Genomic DNA, 15,304 nt, shown 5'->3' with positions numbered 1-15,304 from the left:
TAACCAGCCAGTCCGCGTGATCGTTCATCGCCAGCAAGCCGGCTCCTACAGAAGAAATGTGTAGATCAGGCCTTTTTGGTTCTTGGCAGGAAGATCGCCAACACGCCCAACAACGGCAGGAACGAGCACAGGAAGTACACGTATTCAATGCCGTGCACGTCCGCCAGATGGCCCAGCAACGCCGCGCCAATCCCGCCGAAACCGAACATCAGCCCGAAGAAAACCCCGGCAATCATCCCGACATTACCCGGCACCAATTCTTGTGCATAAACCACAATGGCCGAGAATGCCGAGGCCAGGATGAAGCCAATCACCACGCTCAGAATGCTGGTCCAGAACAAATCAACATGCGGCAGGATCAGGGTGAACGGCGCAACCCCAAGGATCGAAAACCAGATCACCGCCTTACGCCCGATCTTGTCGCCAATCGGTCCGCCGAAGAAAGTCCCCGCCGCCACCGCCCCCAGAAACAGGAACAAATGCAGCTGCGAACTGGCCACCGAGAGGTCGAATTTCTCGATCAGGTAAAAGGTGAAGTAACTGGTCAGACTGGCCATGTAGAAATACTTGGAGAACACCAGCAGCCCAAGCACCACCAACGCACTGGTGACCCTGCCCTTCGACAAGCCATGAGTGGCCGCCTGACCTTGCTTGAGCTTGAACAGGTTCAAGTGATTGGCGTACCAACGGCTGATCCGGTAGAGCACGAACAGCGCAAACAACGCGAACAAGCCGAACCACGCCACATGGCCCTGACCGAACGGAATGATGATCGCCGCCGCCAGCAATGGACCAAAGGCCGAACCCGCGTTACCGCCCACCTGGAACGTCGATTGCGCCAGACCGAAGCGCCCGCCCGAAGCCAGTCGCGCCACACGGGAGGCTTCCGGGTGAAAGGTCGAGGAACCAATGCCGATCAGCCCTGCCGCCAGCAGGATCATCGGAAAGCTGCCGACCACCGACATCATCAAAATACCAATCAACGTACACACCGTACCGGCCGGAAGCAGCCAGGGTTTGGGATGACGATCGGTGTGGTAACCGACCCACGGTTGCAACAGCGAGGCCGTCAGTTGAAAGGTCAGGGTGATCAGGCCGACCTGGGTGAAGGTCAGGCCGTAGTTGGCCTTGAGCATCGGGTAGATCGACGGCAGCACCGACTGAATCAGGTCGTTGATCAAATGCGCCAGCGCCACGGCGCCGATGATGCGCATGACCAGAGGGCTGCTTTGTGACGTCGCGGATGCCGGCGTCGCGCCGGTCTGGGCATTGCTGATAGCCATGGGAGTTTCCGTACAACAGATGGGTGCACACGGGCAGGTGCGTCAATGTGCCATTTTTCAGTGCAGCAGCGCCATCCCCTTAGCCAGCTAACGAACTAATTTCCGCAAGTAATAGCGCAACGCCATGGTCTGAATCTTGCCTTGTTATCCGCTTCAACGCGGCGCCCTTACAAAGGGCACCGAGAATGGGAAGTTTCGCTACAGAGTCGGCCTACAGAGCTGGCGAGGGTGAACTTTCGAGGCCTTTAAAAAGGGCACGAGTCGCGGTCGCAACGACCTCGACGCACGCGATTAGTGCGTGGTGTCCAGAGGAGTCATGGGGCATGCAGGCTTTTTTATCTCCGGGGATCGGGTTGCTGGGGCGTTTCGGCTTCGCCCGTAAATTTCAGTTGTTGTTTCTGCTGTTTATCCTGCCACTGGCGGGTAGCCTGCTGATGATCGGCCAGGACTATCGCGCCAAACTGAACCTGATTTCCGGCGAACGTGCCGGGGTTCGGCAACTGCTCGCGCTGGATGCGCTGGATAACCTGCTCGCAGCCCAGCGTGACCGCGCCGCGCGCTGGCGTGCCACCGAGACCAATCGCCAACCGACACCGGCCACCCTCGCCGCGATGGCTGCGTTCGATGCCGTTCAGCCGGCGGTCGCGCAAGCCACCACGGACCTTGGCAACGCGTTGCAAACCGAAGGCGCCGAGGGCGAAACCCTGGCCCGCTATCAAACCCTGCAAACCGCGCTCAACGGCCTCGACTCGAAAAGCCTGAGCAGCGTCGGCTGGTGGCCGGACGGTTACGACCGTTTCACCAACGCCTTGAGTGCCCTGCAGGCCCTGCGCGAGCAGATCGCCATGGACAATCGCCTGACCCTCGCGCCGTGGCTGGAAACCTACCTGCTGACGCAGATCTCGACGCAACACGCGCCGGACCTGATCGAGCGCGTCGGCCGTCTGGCCAGCGTCGGTCAGGCGTCGGTGGTGTCGGGGCAATTCACCCTGCAAAGCCGCCTGCAATTGCGCGACCTGCGTAGCCGCATCGGCGACGCCCGCGAGCAGCTTGTCAAAACCGCTGGCCTGCTGGAAGCGCGCCTGCCCAGTGCCTTGCAGGCGTGGGCCGGGCAGTACCATGACAACCTCAAACACCTCGACGCCGAGCTGAAAGTCCTCGATGACGGCGTGTTTGGCGGCAGCATCAAACTCAAACCCGAGGAGTTCGAACGCAGCCTGGACAGCCTGCTCACCGACCTCGCCTCGCTGCGTCAGCAGTCGTTGGTTTCGCTGGATCAGCGTCTGGATTACTACCATGGCTCGGCGATCCGCCAGTTCATTCTGGTGGCCGTGATCTTTGGTTGCCTGCTGCTGGCCGCGCTGTACCTGTTCATCTGCTTGCAGGCTTCGATCCGCCGCAGCGCCAGCGGCATCACGCTGCTGGCCGAAGCCTTGCGCGACGGCAATCTGAGCCTGCAAGTGCCGGTTGAAGGCCGCGACGAACTGGCGGCGATCAGCACCGCGCTCAACGTTGCGGTGGTGCAACTGCGCAACAGTCTGTTGGGGGTCGATCATGAAACCTTGCAGCTGAGTAACGCGGTGCGCACGCTCAATCACCATTCCAGCGGCGCGTTGGGCGAGGTTGAAGCGCAGCAGTTGCAGATCAGTCAGATCGCGGCAGCGGCAACGCAATTGGCCGCCACTTCCCAAGGGGTTGCCCAGAGTTGCGAACAGGCCTCCGGCAGCGCTCAGCATACCCAGCGCATCGCCGCCGACAGCAGCCGTGACAGCCAGCGTACAACGGCGAGCATCCAGCAGCTCAATCAGCGTTTGAACGACACGGCGGCCGCACTCGGACGGGTCAGCGAACAAGGGCAGCAGATTCAGTTGGTGGTCGACACTATTCGCGGTGTCGCCGAGCAGACCAACCTGTTGGCGCTCAACGCCGCTATCGAGGCCGCTCGTGCCGGCGAACAGGGCCGTGGCTTTGCGGTAGTGGCCGATGAAGTGCGCAGCCTGTCGCAGCGAACCCAATCGTCCACCGCGCAGATCGCCGGTACCGTCGACAGCCTGCGCAACACGGTGAACGAAGCCGTGAGCCTGATGGAAGCCGCCTGTGGCCAGGCGCAATCCGATGCGCAAGCAGTCACTGGCCTCGGCGAACGACTGGGGGAAATCGCCAGCGCCGTGCAGAGTGTCACCGACACGTTGGCGCAAATTGCCACGGCGGTCGACGAGCAAGCGACCACTGCCGACGAAGTCAGCGGCAACATCCAGCAGGTCGATCAGGCGGCTGTCCGTTTGCTCGAAGGCGCGCGGGCGGTGAACCTGGCGGCGGACACCTTGAGCCAAGGCAGCAAGGCCCTGAGTGCCAATACCGGGAGATTCCAGCTCGGTTGACGCCCTCCCCCGGTCCGGTTTTTCGGCTCTGGAGGATAAGCGGTTGAAAGTGTAGAGAAATATTTTAGATTTACGCTTGACGCATCTGCATTACCGGTGAATAATGCGCGCCACTTGGCTACATAGCTCAGTTGGTTAGAGCATAGCATTCATAATGCTGGGGTCCGGGGTTCAAGTCCCTGTGTAGCCACCAAGTACTAAAAACGGCTTACCGAAAGGTAGGCCGTTTTTTTATGCCCGGAGAAAAGTGCACGGATTCTTTGCCCGACACAAAACCTGTAGGAGCCCGGCTTGCCGGCGATGAGGGCCTCGAGCCTTGTATCGATTGCGAGCACGCCATCGCCGGCAAGCCGGCTCCTACATGGACATGTGTCGTGCGCAAACTCTTCGGTCAACGCAAAACCTGTAGGAGCCGGCTTGCCGGCGATGGCGACCTGACACGCACCACAAAACCTCAGCCGAACCACAACGCCTGTCAGGAACGCATCGCCGCCAGCGCCGACAACCCCCGCTCCCATATCTGCCACGTACGCAACCAGACCATCGCCTGCCAGTCGCTGTCGGCAGGATAGAACTGCTCCAGCAGATTCAGTTTGATCTCGCGCCCTACCGCATCACTCGGATTGCCGTGCAGATGCAGCCAATGATCGTCACGCAGATGACGATGAACCTCTGCCCCCGGATACGTCCCGCACTCAATCACGAAGGGCATCAGGCGCACCTGCGGCAACGCATCGATCAGCGCCTGGGAGGTGTAGCCGGTTGCCGTCGCGGCCACGCCGGTTTCGCTCAGCGTATCGGCACCGGTCAGCAGCGTGTAGAGCCATGGCCCGTAAATAGCCTGCGCCTCGGGCAGCGTCGGGTAAGCCGACTCGGTGATGGTCAGCAACATCGGATGGCCGTACTCCCCGGCGCCGGTGTGCAGGTCAAAGCACATCGCGACCTCGGCGTGGGCGACATGCTTTTGCAGGATCTGGTGCAACGTACGGTTCGACCAGGCCGGTGCCCGCCCGCCATAGAACAGACCATCGGGATGACTGTGCTGGCCGCCCTCGACAATCGACATCACCGCCGGCCAGCCATGATCGTGGATCTGCTGGTTAAGCAGCGCATCGGCGTGATCACGCTCGGGGCCTGTCAATTCAGTGCAGGCATAGATTTCATGCAGCGCGGCGTAGGCCCGGTTGTCCGGCAGTGGATGTTCAAAGTTCAGGTGATTGCGGTTCAGGTCGATGTTGTCTTCGTTGACCCGACGCAACCACGCCGCGCCCCAGGGATTGATCAGATGAACGAACACCACGGCGACATCGGCCGGCAGTGAACGCTTGCCCAATTCCTGCATCCATTTGATCTGACAGCCCGAACCATAGAAACCTTCGACCCCGTGAGTGCCGCTCAACGCGATCAGCAAGCGTTTGGCGCCCGGATCACCGAGCACCGCCACATCGGTGCTCAACGGCTCACCGAACGGCCCTTTGAGCGGGTGCGGGTACTCAGTCAGCGTCGCGCCGGCCGTGGTCGCTGCGGCCAGAAACTGTTCACGCTGGGTGCGATAGCCGGGCTGGGTGGGAAAGTCGGTCTGCATGTCTGCCTCTTGTTTGTTTTCTGGCCTGCCTGTTGCCCTCGACCCTACAGAAAATCCGTCAATGGATGAAGGACAAAACGTCCTGTGGTTTGCGTCGCTTCCTGTCGGCCGATAAAGTCCCCTGAACTTTTCCCACGGACGGAGTGCCCCGCGTGTTCTCAACCCTTCATTTGAGCCGCTATCGCCTGTCAGCCCTTTCGCTGATTGCCAGTGCATTAATCCTCGCGGCGTGCAGTGCCCCGCCCTCCTCGACCTTACCGGTCGCACCGGAAACCGCCTCGGGCTATCGCACCGACCTGCAAACCCGCCACGCCTCGAAACACATGGCAGCAGCAGCCAACCCACTCGCCGCCGAAGCCGGGCGGGCGATGCTGCGTCAGGGCGGTTCGGCGATTGATGCCGCCATCGCCATGCAAGCAGTGCTGACGCTGGTCGAGCCGCAATCGTCGGGTATCGGTGGTGGCGCGTTGATCGTGTTGTGGGATGGCAAAGCCGTGCGCACGTACGACGGTCGCGAAACCGCGCCGGCCGGCGCCACCGAGAAGCTGTTCCTGCAGGCCGATGGCAAACCGATGCCGTTCACTCAGGCGCAGATTGGCGGTCGCTCGGTCGGCACGCCGGGCGTGTTGCGGGCGCTGGAACTGGCCCATCAAAAACACGGTCGCCTGCCTTGGGCGCAGCTGTTCGAGCCGGCGATCAAACTCGCGGAACAAGGCTTCGCCATCTCGCCGCGCCTGTATCAGTTGATTGCTTCGGATTCGTCCATGCAGCGCTCGCCGGACATGATGGCGTACTTCCTGAACGCGGATGGCAGCCCGAAAGCCGTCGGCACCTCACTGAAAAATCCGGCACTGGCCGCCGTGTTCAAACGCATCGCCAAGGAAGGTCCCGATGCACTGTACAAAGGCCCCATCGCGCAGGAAATCGTCGCCAAGGTTCAGGGCCACGCCAACCCCGGCACGCTGTCGCTGAACGACCTCAACGGCTACACCGCCAAGGAACGCGCGCCGCTGTGCACCGATTACAAGCGCTGGCAAGTCTGCGGCATGCCACCACCGTCGTCGGGCGGAATCGCCGTGGCGCAGATTCTCGGCACCTTGCAGGCGCTGGAAGCCCGCGACCCGCGTTATGCCCTGGCGCCACTGAAGCCAGTCAAAAGTGCCCAACCCGCCGGCATCGAACCGGCCCCTGAAGCCGTGCACCTGATCTCCGAAGCCGAGCGCCTCGCCTACGCCGACCGTGCACAGTACGTCGCCGACAGCGACTTCGTGCCCGTCCCGGTCAAAGGCCTGGTGGACCCGACCTATCTGGCCAGCCGCGCCGCTCTGATCGGTGATCGCAGCATGGGCACAGCCAAACCCGGCACGCCGCCGGGCATTCAGGTCGCCTACGCCCCGGACCGCTCGCCACTGCGCATTTCCACCTCGCAGGTGGTGGCGGTCGATGACCTGGGCGGTGCAGTGTCGATGACCACCACGGTCGAATCCGCGTTCGGCTCGCACCTGATGGTCCAGGGCTTTCTGCTCAACAACCAGATGACCGACTTCTCATTCATCCCCGAAGAAAACGGGCAAAAGGTCGCCAACCGCGTCGAACCCGGCAAACGCCCGCGCTCGTCCATGGCGCCGACCCTGATCTTCGACCGCCAGAGCGGCGAATTCCTCGCCACCATCGGCTCTCCCGGCGGCTCGCAAATCATCGAGTACGTGGCCAAATCCACCCTCGGCCTGCTCGACTGGAACCTCGACCCGCAAACCGCCATCAACCTGCCCAACTTCGGCAGCCGCAACGGCCCGACCGAACTGGAACGCGGGCAGTTCAGCGCCGAGCTGATTCAGGCGCTGAAGGACAAGGGGCACAACGTGAGCGAGATCGACATGACCAGCGGGACACAGGCGATTGTCCGGGTCAGGGATGCGCAGGGGAAAGCGTCGCTTGCGGGTGGAGCGGATCCAAGGCGTGAGGGGGAAGCGTTGGGGGATTGAGTCCTACATGGCAGGGAAAAGGCTTACCGGGAGGTAAGCCTTTTTTATGGAGAACCCATCCTGATCGTCCAGCTTGCGCAGCCTTTTCCTACCCGCAGATGAATGCTTCCAAGATAGAGTTTGAAGACCTATTTCCCGAAGCCGACCAGGCCCGCTCCATCAAAACAGCTGTCAGCGAGACTTGATTAAAGAAATCGAACTCGCGTCCCGACAATCTCTTTAGATTTGCATCAGTCCCATCATGGGACTAGGATCGTGCCATGAGAATCATCGCTATCAGCCAGTTAAAAAGGTTTTGGGAGAAATATCCGGACTCGGAACAACCATTCCTGGCCTGGATTGACGAGGCAAAAATCGCTGAGTGGAAAACGCCAGCGGACATAAAGGCTCATTTTACGACCGCCAGTATTCTCAAAAGCCGCAGAGTTGTGTTCAACATCAAAGGCAATGACTTTCGACTGGTAGTTGCCGTGGCCTATCGCTTCGGCGCCGTGTACATAAAATTTGTCGGCACCCACAAACAGTACGACGCAGTCGACGCCAACACTGTCGAGATGGAGTAACCCATGAATATTCGTCCGATTCACACCGACGAGGACTACCGTGCAGCCCTTAAGAGCGTGTCAGCAATGTTCGACAATGAACCAGAGCCTGGCACCCCTGAGGGTGACTACTTCGACATCATGATCACGCTTATTGAAGCGTATGAATCGAAGCAGTTTCCTGTCGATTTGCCCAATCCGATCGATGCAATCAAATTTCGCATGGAGCAATCTGGTCTGTCCGCCGCAGACCTTGCGCCCGCCATAGGCCGGACAAACCGAGTCTACGAAGTGCTCAACGGCAAGCGTGCATTAACGCTTCCTATGATCTGGAAACTTCATGATCTATTCGGCATACCTGCCGAGAGCTTGATCAAGCCTGTGAAGCAGGCTTGACCTTTATCCTGCCTGCAGTTGAAACCTCAAATTACGCCGGCACACCCAAAATAATATGCGACGCCTTGATCACCGCCGTCGCACTCACTCCCGGCGCCAGGCCCAGTTCTGCGACAGCCTGGCGTGTCACGATAGAGTAAACCTCGTCACCGCCATCGAGCCGGATCACCACTTCGGCGTTCACCGTGCCATCGATGACGCTGGTGACTTTGCCTTCGAGGCAGTTGCGCGCCGACAGGCGAATGTCACTGGATTCGGTCATCAACATGACCCACGGCGCTTTGACCAGCGCGATGGCTTCCTTGCCGACCGCCAGGCCGAGGCTTTTCACGCTTTCCATGGTGACCACCGCCACCAACTGATTGCCGCCCGCCAGTTTCAGCGATACCTCGGCGTTGACCGCGCCTGGTTGCAATTGACTGATGGTGCCTTTGAAAACGTTACGCGCGCTGACCTTCATGGTGTTGTCTCCTCAAATAGTTAGTTTTATTTAGCGAGAGATTTTCAAAGACTGCCGTGCCTTGTGCTTCTCCAACGCCAGCTCGATCAGACGACTGACCAGCTCGCTGTACGTCATGCCCGTGGCCTGCCACAACTTGGGGTACATGCTGATGCGGGTGAAACCGGGCAGCGAGTTGATCTCGTTGATCAGCACTTCACCGCTGTCCGTCAGGAACACATCGACCCGCGCCAGCCCGGAGCAGCCGAGCACCTGAAACGCCTCGACGGCCAGGGCACGAATGCGTTCGCTGGCTTCGGTGCTGATGTCAGCCGGAACCACCACTTGCGCGGCCTGTGCGTCGATGTACTTGCTGTCGTAGGAATAAAACCCGCTGCGCACGACGATTTCGCCACAGCCACTGGCGATAGCGTCTTCGTTGCCGAGCACCGCGCATTCGATCTCTCGACCGCTGACGGCGGATTCGACCAGCACTTTCTCGTCGAAACCGAGGGCCAGTTCGACCGCTGCCGTGTACTCGGCCTCATCGTTGACCTTGCTCACGCCCACCGAAGAGCCCTGATTCGCCGGTTTGACGAACAGCGGCAGCCCGAGTTTGCCCCGGACCTCGGCGAACCCGGTGCGCTTGGCGGTTGCGCGGGTCAGGGTCACGAACGGCGTCACCGCCAACCCGGCATCGCGCAGCAGGCGTTTGCTGATGTCCTTGTCCATACATACCGCCGAGCCCAGCACATCGGAGCCGACAAACGGCAGATCGGCCATGCGCAGCAACCCTTGCAGGCAACCGTCTTCACCCAGCGTGCCGTGGACGATCGGGAAGATCACATCCACATGGCCCAACAGCTCCTGACTGGAAGTCTCCACCAATTGCTGACGGGTTTTGCCCGGCACCACGGCGAGTTCGCGGTTGGATTGGTTGAGGGCGATCAGCGCCGGGTTTTCCTGGTTGAGCAGGAAATTCGACGGATCGTTCAAGTGCCAATGACCCTGCTTGTCGATACCGATCAACACCGGATCGAAGCGCGAACGATCCAGTGCGTCGACGATGTTTTTCGCCGATTGCAGCGACACTTCGTGCTCCGCCGAACGGCCGCCAAAAATAATGCCTACCCGCAGTTTGCTCATTCAGAACTCCTTAGCGACTGGCCACCAGATGCGCACCGAACAACAGGTAGCAACTGCCGGCAAAGCGATCCAGCCATTGGCGCGAACGGTCGTACACCCGCGCCATCCGACGGCTGGAGAAAACCAGCGCCACGCTGCAATACCAACTGAACGACAACGTCGCCATGGTCAATACGGCCAGCGCCAGCAATGTCGGGGGCACCGTCGCGGGCATGGCGGTCGCGAAGATCGTCGCCACGAACAGTGCGGATTTTGGGTTGGTCATGTTGCCCAGAAAACCCTGGCCATACACCGACCACAATGTGCGCCCCGCGCCGTCAATCAAGCGGCTGTCGCCCGCAGCAACCGGCGGTTTGCGCTTGAACTGCTTCAAGCCGAGATAGATCAGGTAACAACCACCGGCAATCTTGAAGCTCAGGTAAAGCGTCGGCGCCGCGCTGAACAGCGACTTGATACCCAACCCGCCCGCCAGCCCCCAGAGCACCGTGCCGGTGGCCACGCCCAGCGCAGCCACCACGCCGTGACGTTTGGATTGACTGGCTGCCAGTTGCGCGATGTTGAAGAAGTTCGGCCCCGGCGTCACCACCGCAACCGTCCACAACAGCGCCAGCGACAACAACGGAGCGGCGTAGCTCAGGTGGGATATTTCCATAATGTGGGTCGCCTTCTTGGCTGCAGAGGATGCGCAACACATTGCAACATTTGCACTCGGTTTTCTACTCGCGCGAGACCTTCCATCCGCCAGCAGACAGACGACCGGTCACTGAGCTAACGTGTTCTGCATCAAGCTCAAGATAACGATAACCATGGCTCGACACCCGCCTCGCAATGACTGGTTCCACCGCGCGCCCGACGTTTCCGGCCTGCAGCGTTTCGAAGCGTTTTTTGCCGGTCACGGCTACGACTTGCACCGCCACGACACCTACGCCATCGGTCACACCCTGGCCGGCGTGCAGAGTTACCAGTACCGCGGCGCCTGGCGCCACAGCCTGCCCGGCGGGACGATGGTGCTGCATCCGGACGAAGTCCACGATGGCGAGGCCGGGACCGAGAGCGGGTTCCACTACCGGATGATGTACATCGAACCGGCGCTGATCCAGCAGATGCTCGGCGGTCAGCCGTTGCCGTTCATCAAGAACGGGCTGTCGACCGACCCACGCCTGTTCGCCGCCACCCAAGTGCTGCTGCGCAGTCTCGATTGCCCGCTCGAACCGCTGGAAGAACAGGACGCGCTGTTCGATCTGGCGCAAGCCTTGAACACTGTCGGCGGAGTGACCACCACGCGCCCAAGCTTCGATTATGTGGCAGCGGAACGCGCGCGGGAGTACATGCACAGCGCCCTGGATCGCACCGTGACCCTGGAAGAACTGGCGCACCACAGCGGTCGGGATCGCTGGAGCCTGTCCCGGGACTTTCGCCTGTTGTTCGGCACCAGCCCTTATCGATACCTGACCATGCGTCGCCTGGACCTGGTCCGTTCGCTGTTGATTCAGGGCCAGTCGCTGGTCAGTGCCGCGCTGATCGCCGGCTTCACCGATCAGAGCCACATGACCCGCCAGTTCAGCAAAACCTACGGCTTGTCACCGGCGCGCTGGATGAAAATGCACCGGCGCTGAGCCACGCACAATCGTACAAGAAGCGCGCCGTTGCGCTGGTTACCGTGGTTCTACGATCAACCACTAGAGCTGCTTCATGAAAGCTTACGAAAGCCTGAACTTCGCCGAAAAAATCTCACGAATCGACTCGCACTGGACACCGCGCGTCATTGCCGAAATGAACGACTACCAGTTCAAGGTGGTGAAGCTGCTGGGGGATTTCATCTGGCACGACCACCTCGATACCGACGAAGCCTTCATCGTGCTCGAAGGCCAGTTGCGCATCGATTTTCGTGATGGCCACGTGCTGGTGAACGCCGGCGAAATGTACGTGGTGTCCAAGGGCATCGAGCACAAGCCGTTCGCCGAGCAAGAGGTGAAACTCCTGCTGATCGAACCCCGGGGCGTGTTGAACACCGGCGACAAGGGTGGCGAACGCACGGCAGAGAATGACCTCTGGGTCTGAAGTCTTACGGCTGCAAGGCTTTGCCGTCCACCGGATCACCGATGGTCAGGAAATGCCCGCCCGCCACGTGGTGCAAGGTGCGCAACGCATCGTGCCCCTCGAAGTGCCAGCGACCGTCGCTGAACACGCGCTCGTCCGCCTGGGCCGCAATCACTTCGGCCAGGAACAGATCGTATTGTTGGTGATTGTTCGGTTCCGGCAGCAACCGGCATTCCAGCCAGGCCACGCAACCTTCGAGCATCGGCGCGTCGATCAACTCGCCGCTGAAAGTCTGCAAGCCATAGGTCTGGAATTTGTCCCGGCCCTGGCCTTGAGTCAGCTCCAGGCCCGAGGTCGAGCCGACGGTTTGCGCGATATCGGCCTGGGCAGCACAGGGTACGTTCAAAACGAATGTGCCCGACGCTTCCAGCAGGTGCCGGGTCCAGGTGGACTTGTCCAGCACCACGGCAATTTTCGGCGGTTCGAAATCCAGTGGCATGGCCCAGGCCGCCGCCATGATGTTGCGCTGCCCGTCATGGGCCGCGCTGACCAGCACGGTCGGCCCATGGTTGAGCAGGCGATAAGCCTTGGACAAGGGAACCGGACGGCGATGGGAAGCGCTCATGGGATCTGCTCCTGGGAAAAGAGCCGATTGTAACGATATCCGCCCGGTTCGCAGGCATCAAGTCGTTAGCTGGTTGGCAAACTGCCCGACCGCGTTCACCACTTTCTGCGCGCCGTCCTGAATCTCGACAATCACCGTACCCGCCTCTGCCGCCAGCGCCAGCCCCTGCTCTGCCTGAGTTTTGCCGTCGGTCATCAGCGACACCGCATTACGCGCCATGTCCTGGTTCTGACGCACCACCACGACAATTTCATCGGTGGCCTGACTGGTGCGCGAAGCCAATTGTCGGACCTCGTCCGCGACCACGGCAAAACCACGACCCTGCTCACCGGCACGGGCCGCTTCGATCGCCGCGTTGAGTGCCAGCAGGTTGGTCTGTTCGGCGATGCCGCTGATGGTTTTGACGATGGTGCCGATCACCAGCGACTGCTCGTTCAAGGCCTCGATGCCCTCGCCGGCCGTTTGCATGTGCTTGGCCAGGTCGCGCATCACATTCACCGCTTGCGTCACCACGGCCGTGCCGCGCTGGGCGCTTTGATCGGTTTGCTGCGAGGTGCCGTAGGCAATGTTCGCCGCTTCAGCGACGGCCAGCTCCTGATTGACCTGATCGGTGATCACCGTGGCGAACTTCACCACTTTGTAGAGTTTGTTATTGGCGTCGACCACCGGGTTGTAGGACGCCTCCAGCCAGACCGTACGCCCGTGGCTATCCACGCGCTTGAAACGGCCGGCCACGAACTCGCCGGAATTCAGGCGACGCCAGAAGTCCTGATACTCGGCACTGGTGTGCTCCTGCGCTTCACAGAAGAGACGGTGATGTTTGCCTTTGATCTGCGCGAGGCTGTAACCCATGCCGTTGAGGAAGCGGTCGTTGGCCGACAACACGTTGCCAGCGAGGTCGAACTCGATCACCGCCGTCGAGCGCACCAGCGCGCCGATCAGGTTCTCGTGTTCACGGGATGCCTCGATGGTGCGGGTCAGGTCACTGGAGTAAATCGAGAAATGCTTGATCCGCCCGTCCCCGGAGCGCACCGGCTGCACAATCGAACGCAACCAGGCCTCTTGGCCATCGCCACGCAACAAGCGCACCGCACCGGCAAAGTGCTCACCTCGGGTCAGCGCAGCCTTGAAGCGGTGATGGAATTCGTCGGACTTCACGTGAACCGGAACGATGTCTTCGATAGGACGATTGATCAGGTCATGGCTCTTGTAGAGCATCTCACTGAGAAAATTCTGATTGACCGATTGAATCCGCCCGTCGGGATCCAGGGTCAGGACCAGCATCTCGCTTTCCAGACTTTCCTTCACTTGCTGAAGGCTGGAGAGTTCTTCGCGAAGAGCCGACAACTCTTGCTTCAAGCGTTTGTTGAACATGGGAAAGCACCGATGGACAGAGATAGAAAGCGGCATTCAGCCTAGCCATCGGCCTTGGGGATATTTTCTGAAGAGTGTTTCAGGGTTGTCCTACAAAAATAATTGTCATGGACGCAGCGCCACCTTCAATCAGATGGCGCCAGCCGCCGGGCAAGTGCCTGTGCTCGGCGTACGCGCACCGAAATACAGCGCGCTGCTCACGCCCACCGCGCCCATCACCGCGCAGAAAATCACGCAGATCCAAGGGCTCCACGGCATCAGACCGATCAGCAACAGCGGCGTGATACTTGCCCACGCGGCGTAGGCAATGTTGTACGTGAAGGAAATCCCCGAGACGCGAATCCGCGCCGGGAACAGGCTGATCATCACCGATGGTACCGCGCCGACCACGCCACAACTCAGGCCGGCAATCGCGTACGCCAGACCGATCCAGTTGCCGCCGATGATCAGGCAGGTATAAAGCACGCCGATGCCCAGCGGCAGCAGCAGGCTGTACAGCATCACGGTGCGCCAGGCGCCGATACGGTCGACGAGCAAACCGGCGAGTACGCAGCCGATGTTCAGGAACACGATGCCCAATGCGCTCAGGCCAAAGGTGTGGCTGGCGGTCATGCCGAAGGTTTTCTGCATCATGGTCGGGGTGATGACCACAAACACCACCACGGCTGAAGTCAGCACGCAGGTGAGGATCATCGCCGGCAAAATGGCCAGGCGATGCTCACGCAGGACCGTGCGCAGTGGCAGTTCGACGGCGGCATCACGCTTCGCCTGCATCGCCATGAACACCGGGGTTTCATTGAGCCAGCGGCGCAGCCAGACGCCTATCACGCCAAATACGCCGCCCAGCAGGAACGGGTAACGCCATGCGTAATCGAGGATCTCCGTCGGGGTGAACGCCTGTGCCAGAAAGGTCGCTGTCAGCGCGCCGATCAAGTAGCCAAAGGTCAGCCCGGCTTGAAGGAAACCCAGTGCATAACCGCGATGCCCGGCCGGCGCGTGCTCGGCGACGAACACCCAGGCGCTTGGCACTTCCCCGCCCACCGCCGCGCCTTGCAGTACCCGCAGGACCAACAGCAGCAAGGGTGCGAAATAACCGATCTGGGCGTAGGTCGGCATGATGCCGATCAGCAGGCACGGCAGCGCCATCATCAGAATGCTCAGGCTGAAGACTTTCTTGCGCCCCAGACGGTCGGCGAAATGCGCCATCAGAATCCCGCCCAACGGCCGCGCCAGGTAACCGGTGACAAAAATCCCGAAACTTTGCAGCAGGCGCAGCCATTCGGGCATTTCCGGCGGGAAGAACAGCTGACTGAGGGTCAGGGCGAAAAACACGAAGATGATGAAATCGTAGATTTCCAGCGCGCCGCCGAGGGCCGCAAGGCCGAGGGTCTTGTAGTCCGAACGGCTGAACGGTGCCGGGCGCGAATCGTTAAGGGCAGTCATCAAAAGAACTCTGGCATGGGCAAAAAACCAAGGCGCCCATGGTCTACGCAAACGCGCCAGCGGAC

At 60.6% G+C, this 15,304-nt stretch carries 13 protein-coding genes, 1 tRNA gene and 2 pseudogenes; 7 read left to right on the top strand and 9 right to left on the bottom strand.

What is annotated here, in order from left to right; all coding sequences use genetic code 11:
* Nucleotides 1-65 precede the first annotated feature (65 nt).
* Nucleotides 66-1,283, bottom strand: coding sequence for an MFS transporter (locus tag KGB24_RS27740; protein WP_008037203.1), 1,218 nt, complete (start codon nt 1,281-1,283; stop codon nt 66-68).
* 185 nt (nt 1,284-1,468) lie between these two features.
* Between KGB24_RS27740 and KGB24_RS27735 the strand changes: the two genes are divergently transcribed.
* Together KGB24_RS27735 and KGB24_RS27730 are read left to right on the top strand one after the other, a co-directional pair.
* Nucleotides 1,469-3,664 (top strand): methyl-accepting chemotaxis protein, encoded by a 2,196-nt coding sequence (locus KGB24_RS27735; RefSeq protein ID WP_411736635.1) that lies wholly within the window; start codon nt 1,469-1,471, stop codon nt 3,662-3,664.
* A 116-nt stretch (nt 3,665-3,780) separates the two neighbouring features.
* A tRNA-Met gene (locus tag KGB24_RS27730) sits at nt 3,781-3,857 on the top strand.
* 282 nt (nt 3,858-4,139) lie between these two features.
* Here KGB24_RS27730 and KGB24_RS27725 read toward each other — a convergent pair.
* Nucleotides 4,140-5,249, bottom strand: coding sequence for a DUF2817 domain-containing protein (locus KGB24_RS27725; protein ID WP_223415247.1), 1,110 nt, complete (start codon nt 5,247-5,249; stop codon nt 4,140-4,142).
* A gap of 152 nt (nt 5,250-5,401) precedes the next feature.
* Here KGB24_RS27725 and ggt point away from each other — a divergent pair, with 152 nt between their 5' ends.
* The 3 genes from ggt to KGB24_RS27710 all read left to right on the top strand — a co-directional run bounded on the left by ggt (nt 5,402) and on the right by KGB24_RS27710 (nt 8,172).
* Nucleotides 5,402-7,234 carry a gamma-glutamyltransferase gene (gene ggt / locus KGB24_RS27720; protein WP_223415246.1) on the top strand — a complete coding sequence of 611 codons (1,833 nt, stop codon included), beginning with the start codon at nt 5,402-5,404 and terminating at the stop codon, nt 7,232-7,234.
* Nucleotides 7,235-7,494: 260 nt separating this feature from the next.
* Nucleotides 7,495-7,797: a type II toxin-antitoxin system HigB family toxin gene (locus KGB24_RS27715; RefSeq protein WP_008025841.1), complete on the top strand. Its 303-nt coding sequence runs from the start codon at nt 7,495-7,497 to the stop codon at nt 7,795-7,797.
* A gap of 3 nt (nt 7,798-7,800) precedes the next feature.
* On the top strand, nt 7,801-8,172 hold the full coding sequence (locus KGB24_RS27710) for a type II toxin-antitoxin system HigA family antitoxin (protein ID WP_008025840.1): 372 nt from the start codon (nt 7,801-7,803) through the stop codon (nt 8,170-8,172).
* A 31-nt stretch (nt 8,173-8,203) separates the two neighbouring features.
* Here the strand turns inward: KGB24_RS27710 and KGB24_RS27705 are convergent, their stop codons facing one another.
* The 3 genes from KGB24_RS27705 to KGB24_RS27695 are packed head-to-tail and all read right to left on the bottom strand — an operon-like array spanning nt 8,204 to nt 10,409.
* On the bottom strand, nt 8,204-8,632 hold the full coding sequence (locus KGB24_RS27705) for a molybdopterin-binding protein (RefSeq protein ID WP_223415245.1): 429 nt from the start codon (nt 8,630-8,632) through the stop codon (nt 8,204-8,206).
* A gap of 30 nt (nt 8,633-8,662) precedes the next feature.
* A complete protein-coding gene (gene ddlA / locus KGB24_RS27700) occupies nt 8,663-9,757 on the bottom strand; it encodes a D-alanine--D-alanine ligase (protein ID WP_223415244.1) in 1,095 nt (364 codons plus the stop codon).
* A gap of 10 nt (nt 9,758-9,767) precedes the next feature.
* The gene (locus tag KGB24_RS27695) at nt 9,768-10,409 is read right to left on the bottom strand and encodes a LysE family translocator (RefSeq protein ID WP_223415243.1); all 642 of its coding nucleotides are present in this window, start codon (nt 10,407-10,409) and stop codon (nt 9,768-9,770) included.
* Between the two features lie 154 nt (nt 10,410-10,563).
* On the opposite strand from KGB24_RS27695, the gene KGB24_RS27690 reads away from it, so the two are divergent.
* Both KGB24_RS27690 and KGB24_RS27685 read left to right on the top strand, forming a co-directional pair.
* Complete coding sequence (locus KGB24_RS27690) at nt 10,564-11,373, top strand: AraC family transcriptional regulator (protein WP_032832348.1); 810 nt, start codon at nt 10,564-10,566, stop codon at nt 11,371-11,373.
* A 76-nt stretch (nt 11,374-11,449) separates the two neighbouring features.
* A complete protein-coding gene (locus KGB24_RS27685) occupies nt 11,450-11,818 on the top strand; it encodes a cupin domain-containing protein (RefSeq protein ID WP_207286082.1) in 369 nt (122 codons plus the stop codon).
* 4 nt (nt 11,819-11,822) lie between these two features.
* Here KGB24_RS27685 and KGB24_RS27680 read toward each other — a convergent pair whose 3' ends face one another.
* The 4 genes and pseudogenes from KGB24_RS27680 to KGB24_RS27670 all read right to left on the bottom strand — a co-directional run bounded on the left by KGB24_RS27680 (nt 11,823) and on the right by KGB24_RS27670 (nt 15,239).
* Nucleotides 11,823-12,422 (bottom strand): flavin reductase family protein, encoded by a 600-nt coding sequence (locus KGB24_RS27680; protein WP_008025833.1) that lies wholly within the window; start codon nt 12,420-12,422, stop codon nt 11,823-11,825.
* A 57-nt stretch (nt 12,423-12,479) separates the two neighbouring features.
* Nucleotides 12,480-12,914 (bottom strand): annotated as a pseudogene (locus KGB24_RS29520) (methyl-accepting chemotaxis protein); the annotation flags it as partial.
* A 159-nt stretch (nt 12,915-13,073) separates the two neighbouring features.
* Nucleotides 13,074-13,706 (bottom strand): annotated as a pseudogene (locus KGB24_RS29515) (PAS domain-containing protein); the annotation flags it as partial.
* 219 nt (nt 13,707-13,925) lie between these two features.
* Complete coding sequence (locus tag KGB24_RS27670) at nt 13,926-15,239, bottom strand: MFS transporter (protein WP_223415242.1); 1,314 nt, start codon at nt 15,237-15,239, stop codon at nt 13,926-13,928.
* Between the last annotated feature and the right edge of the window lie 65 nt (nt 15,240-15,304).

The organism is Pseudomonas sp. BF-RE-25 (assembly GCF_019956105.1).
Taxonomy (GTDB): Bacteria; Pseudomonadota; Gammaproteobacteria; order Pseudomonadales; family Pseudomonadaceae; genus Aquipseudomonas; species Aquipseudomonas migulae.
The sequence above is the reverse complement of the archived record's forward strand: the minus strand, read 5'-3'. Positions and strand labels throughout refer to the sequence as shown.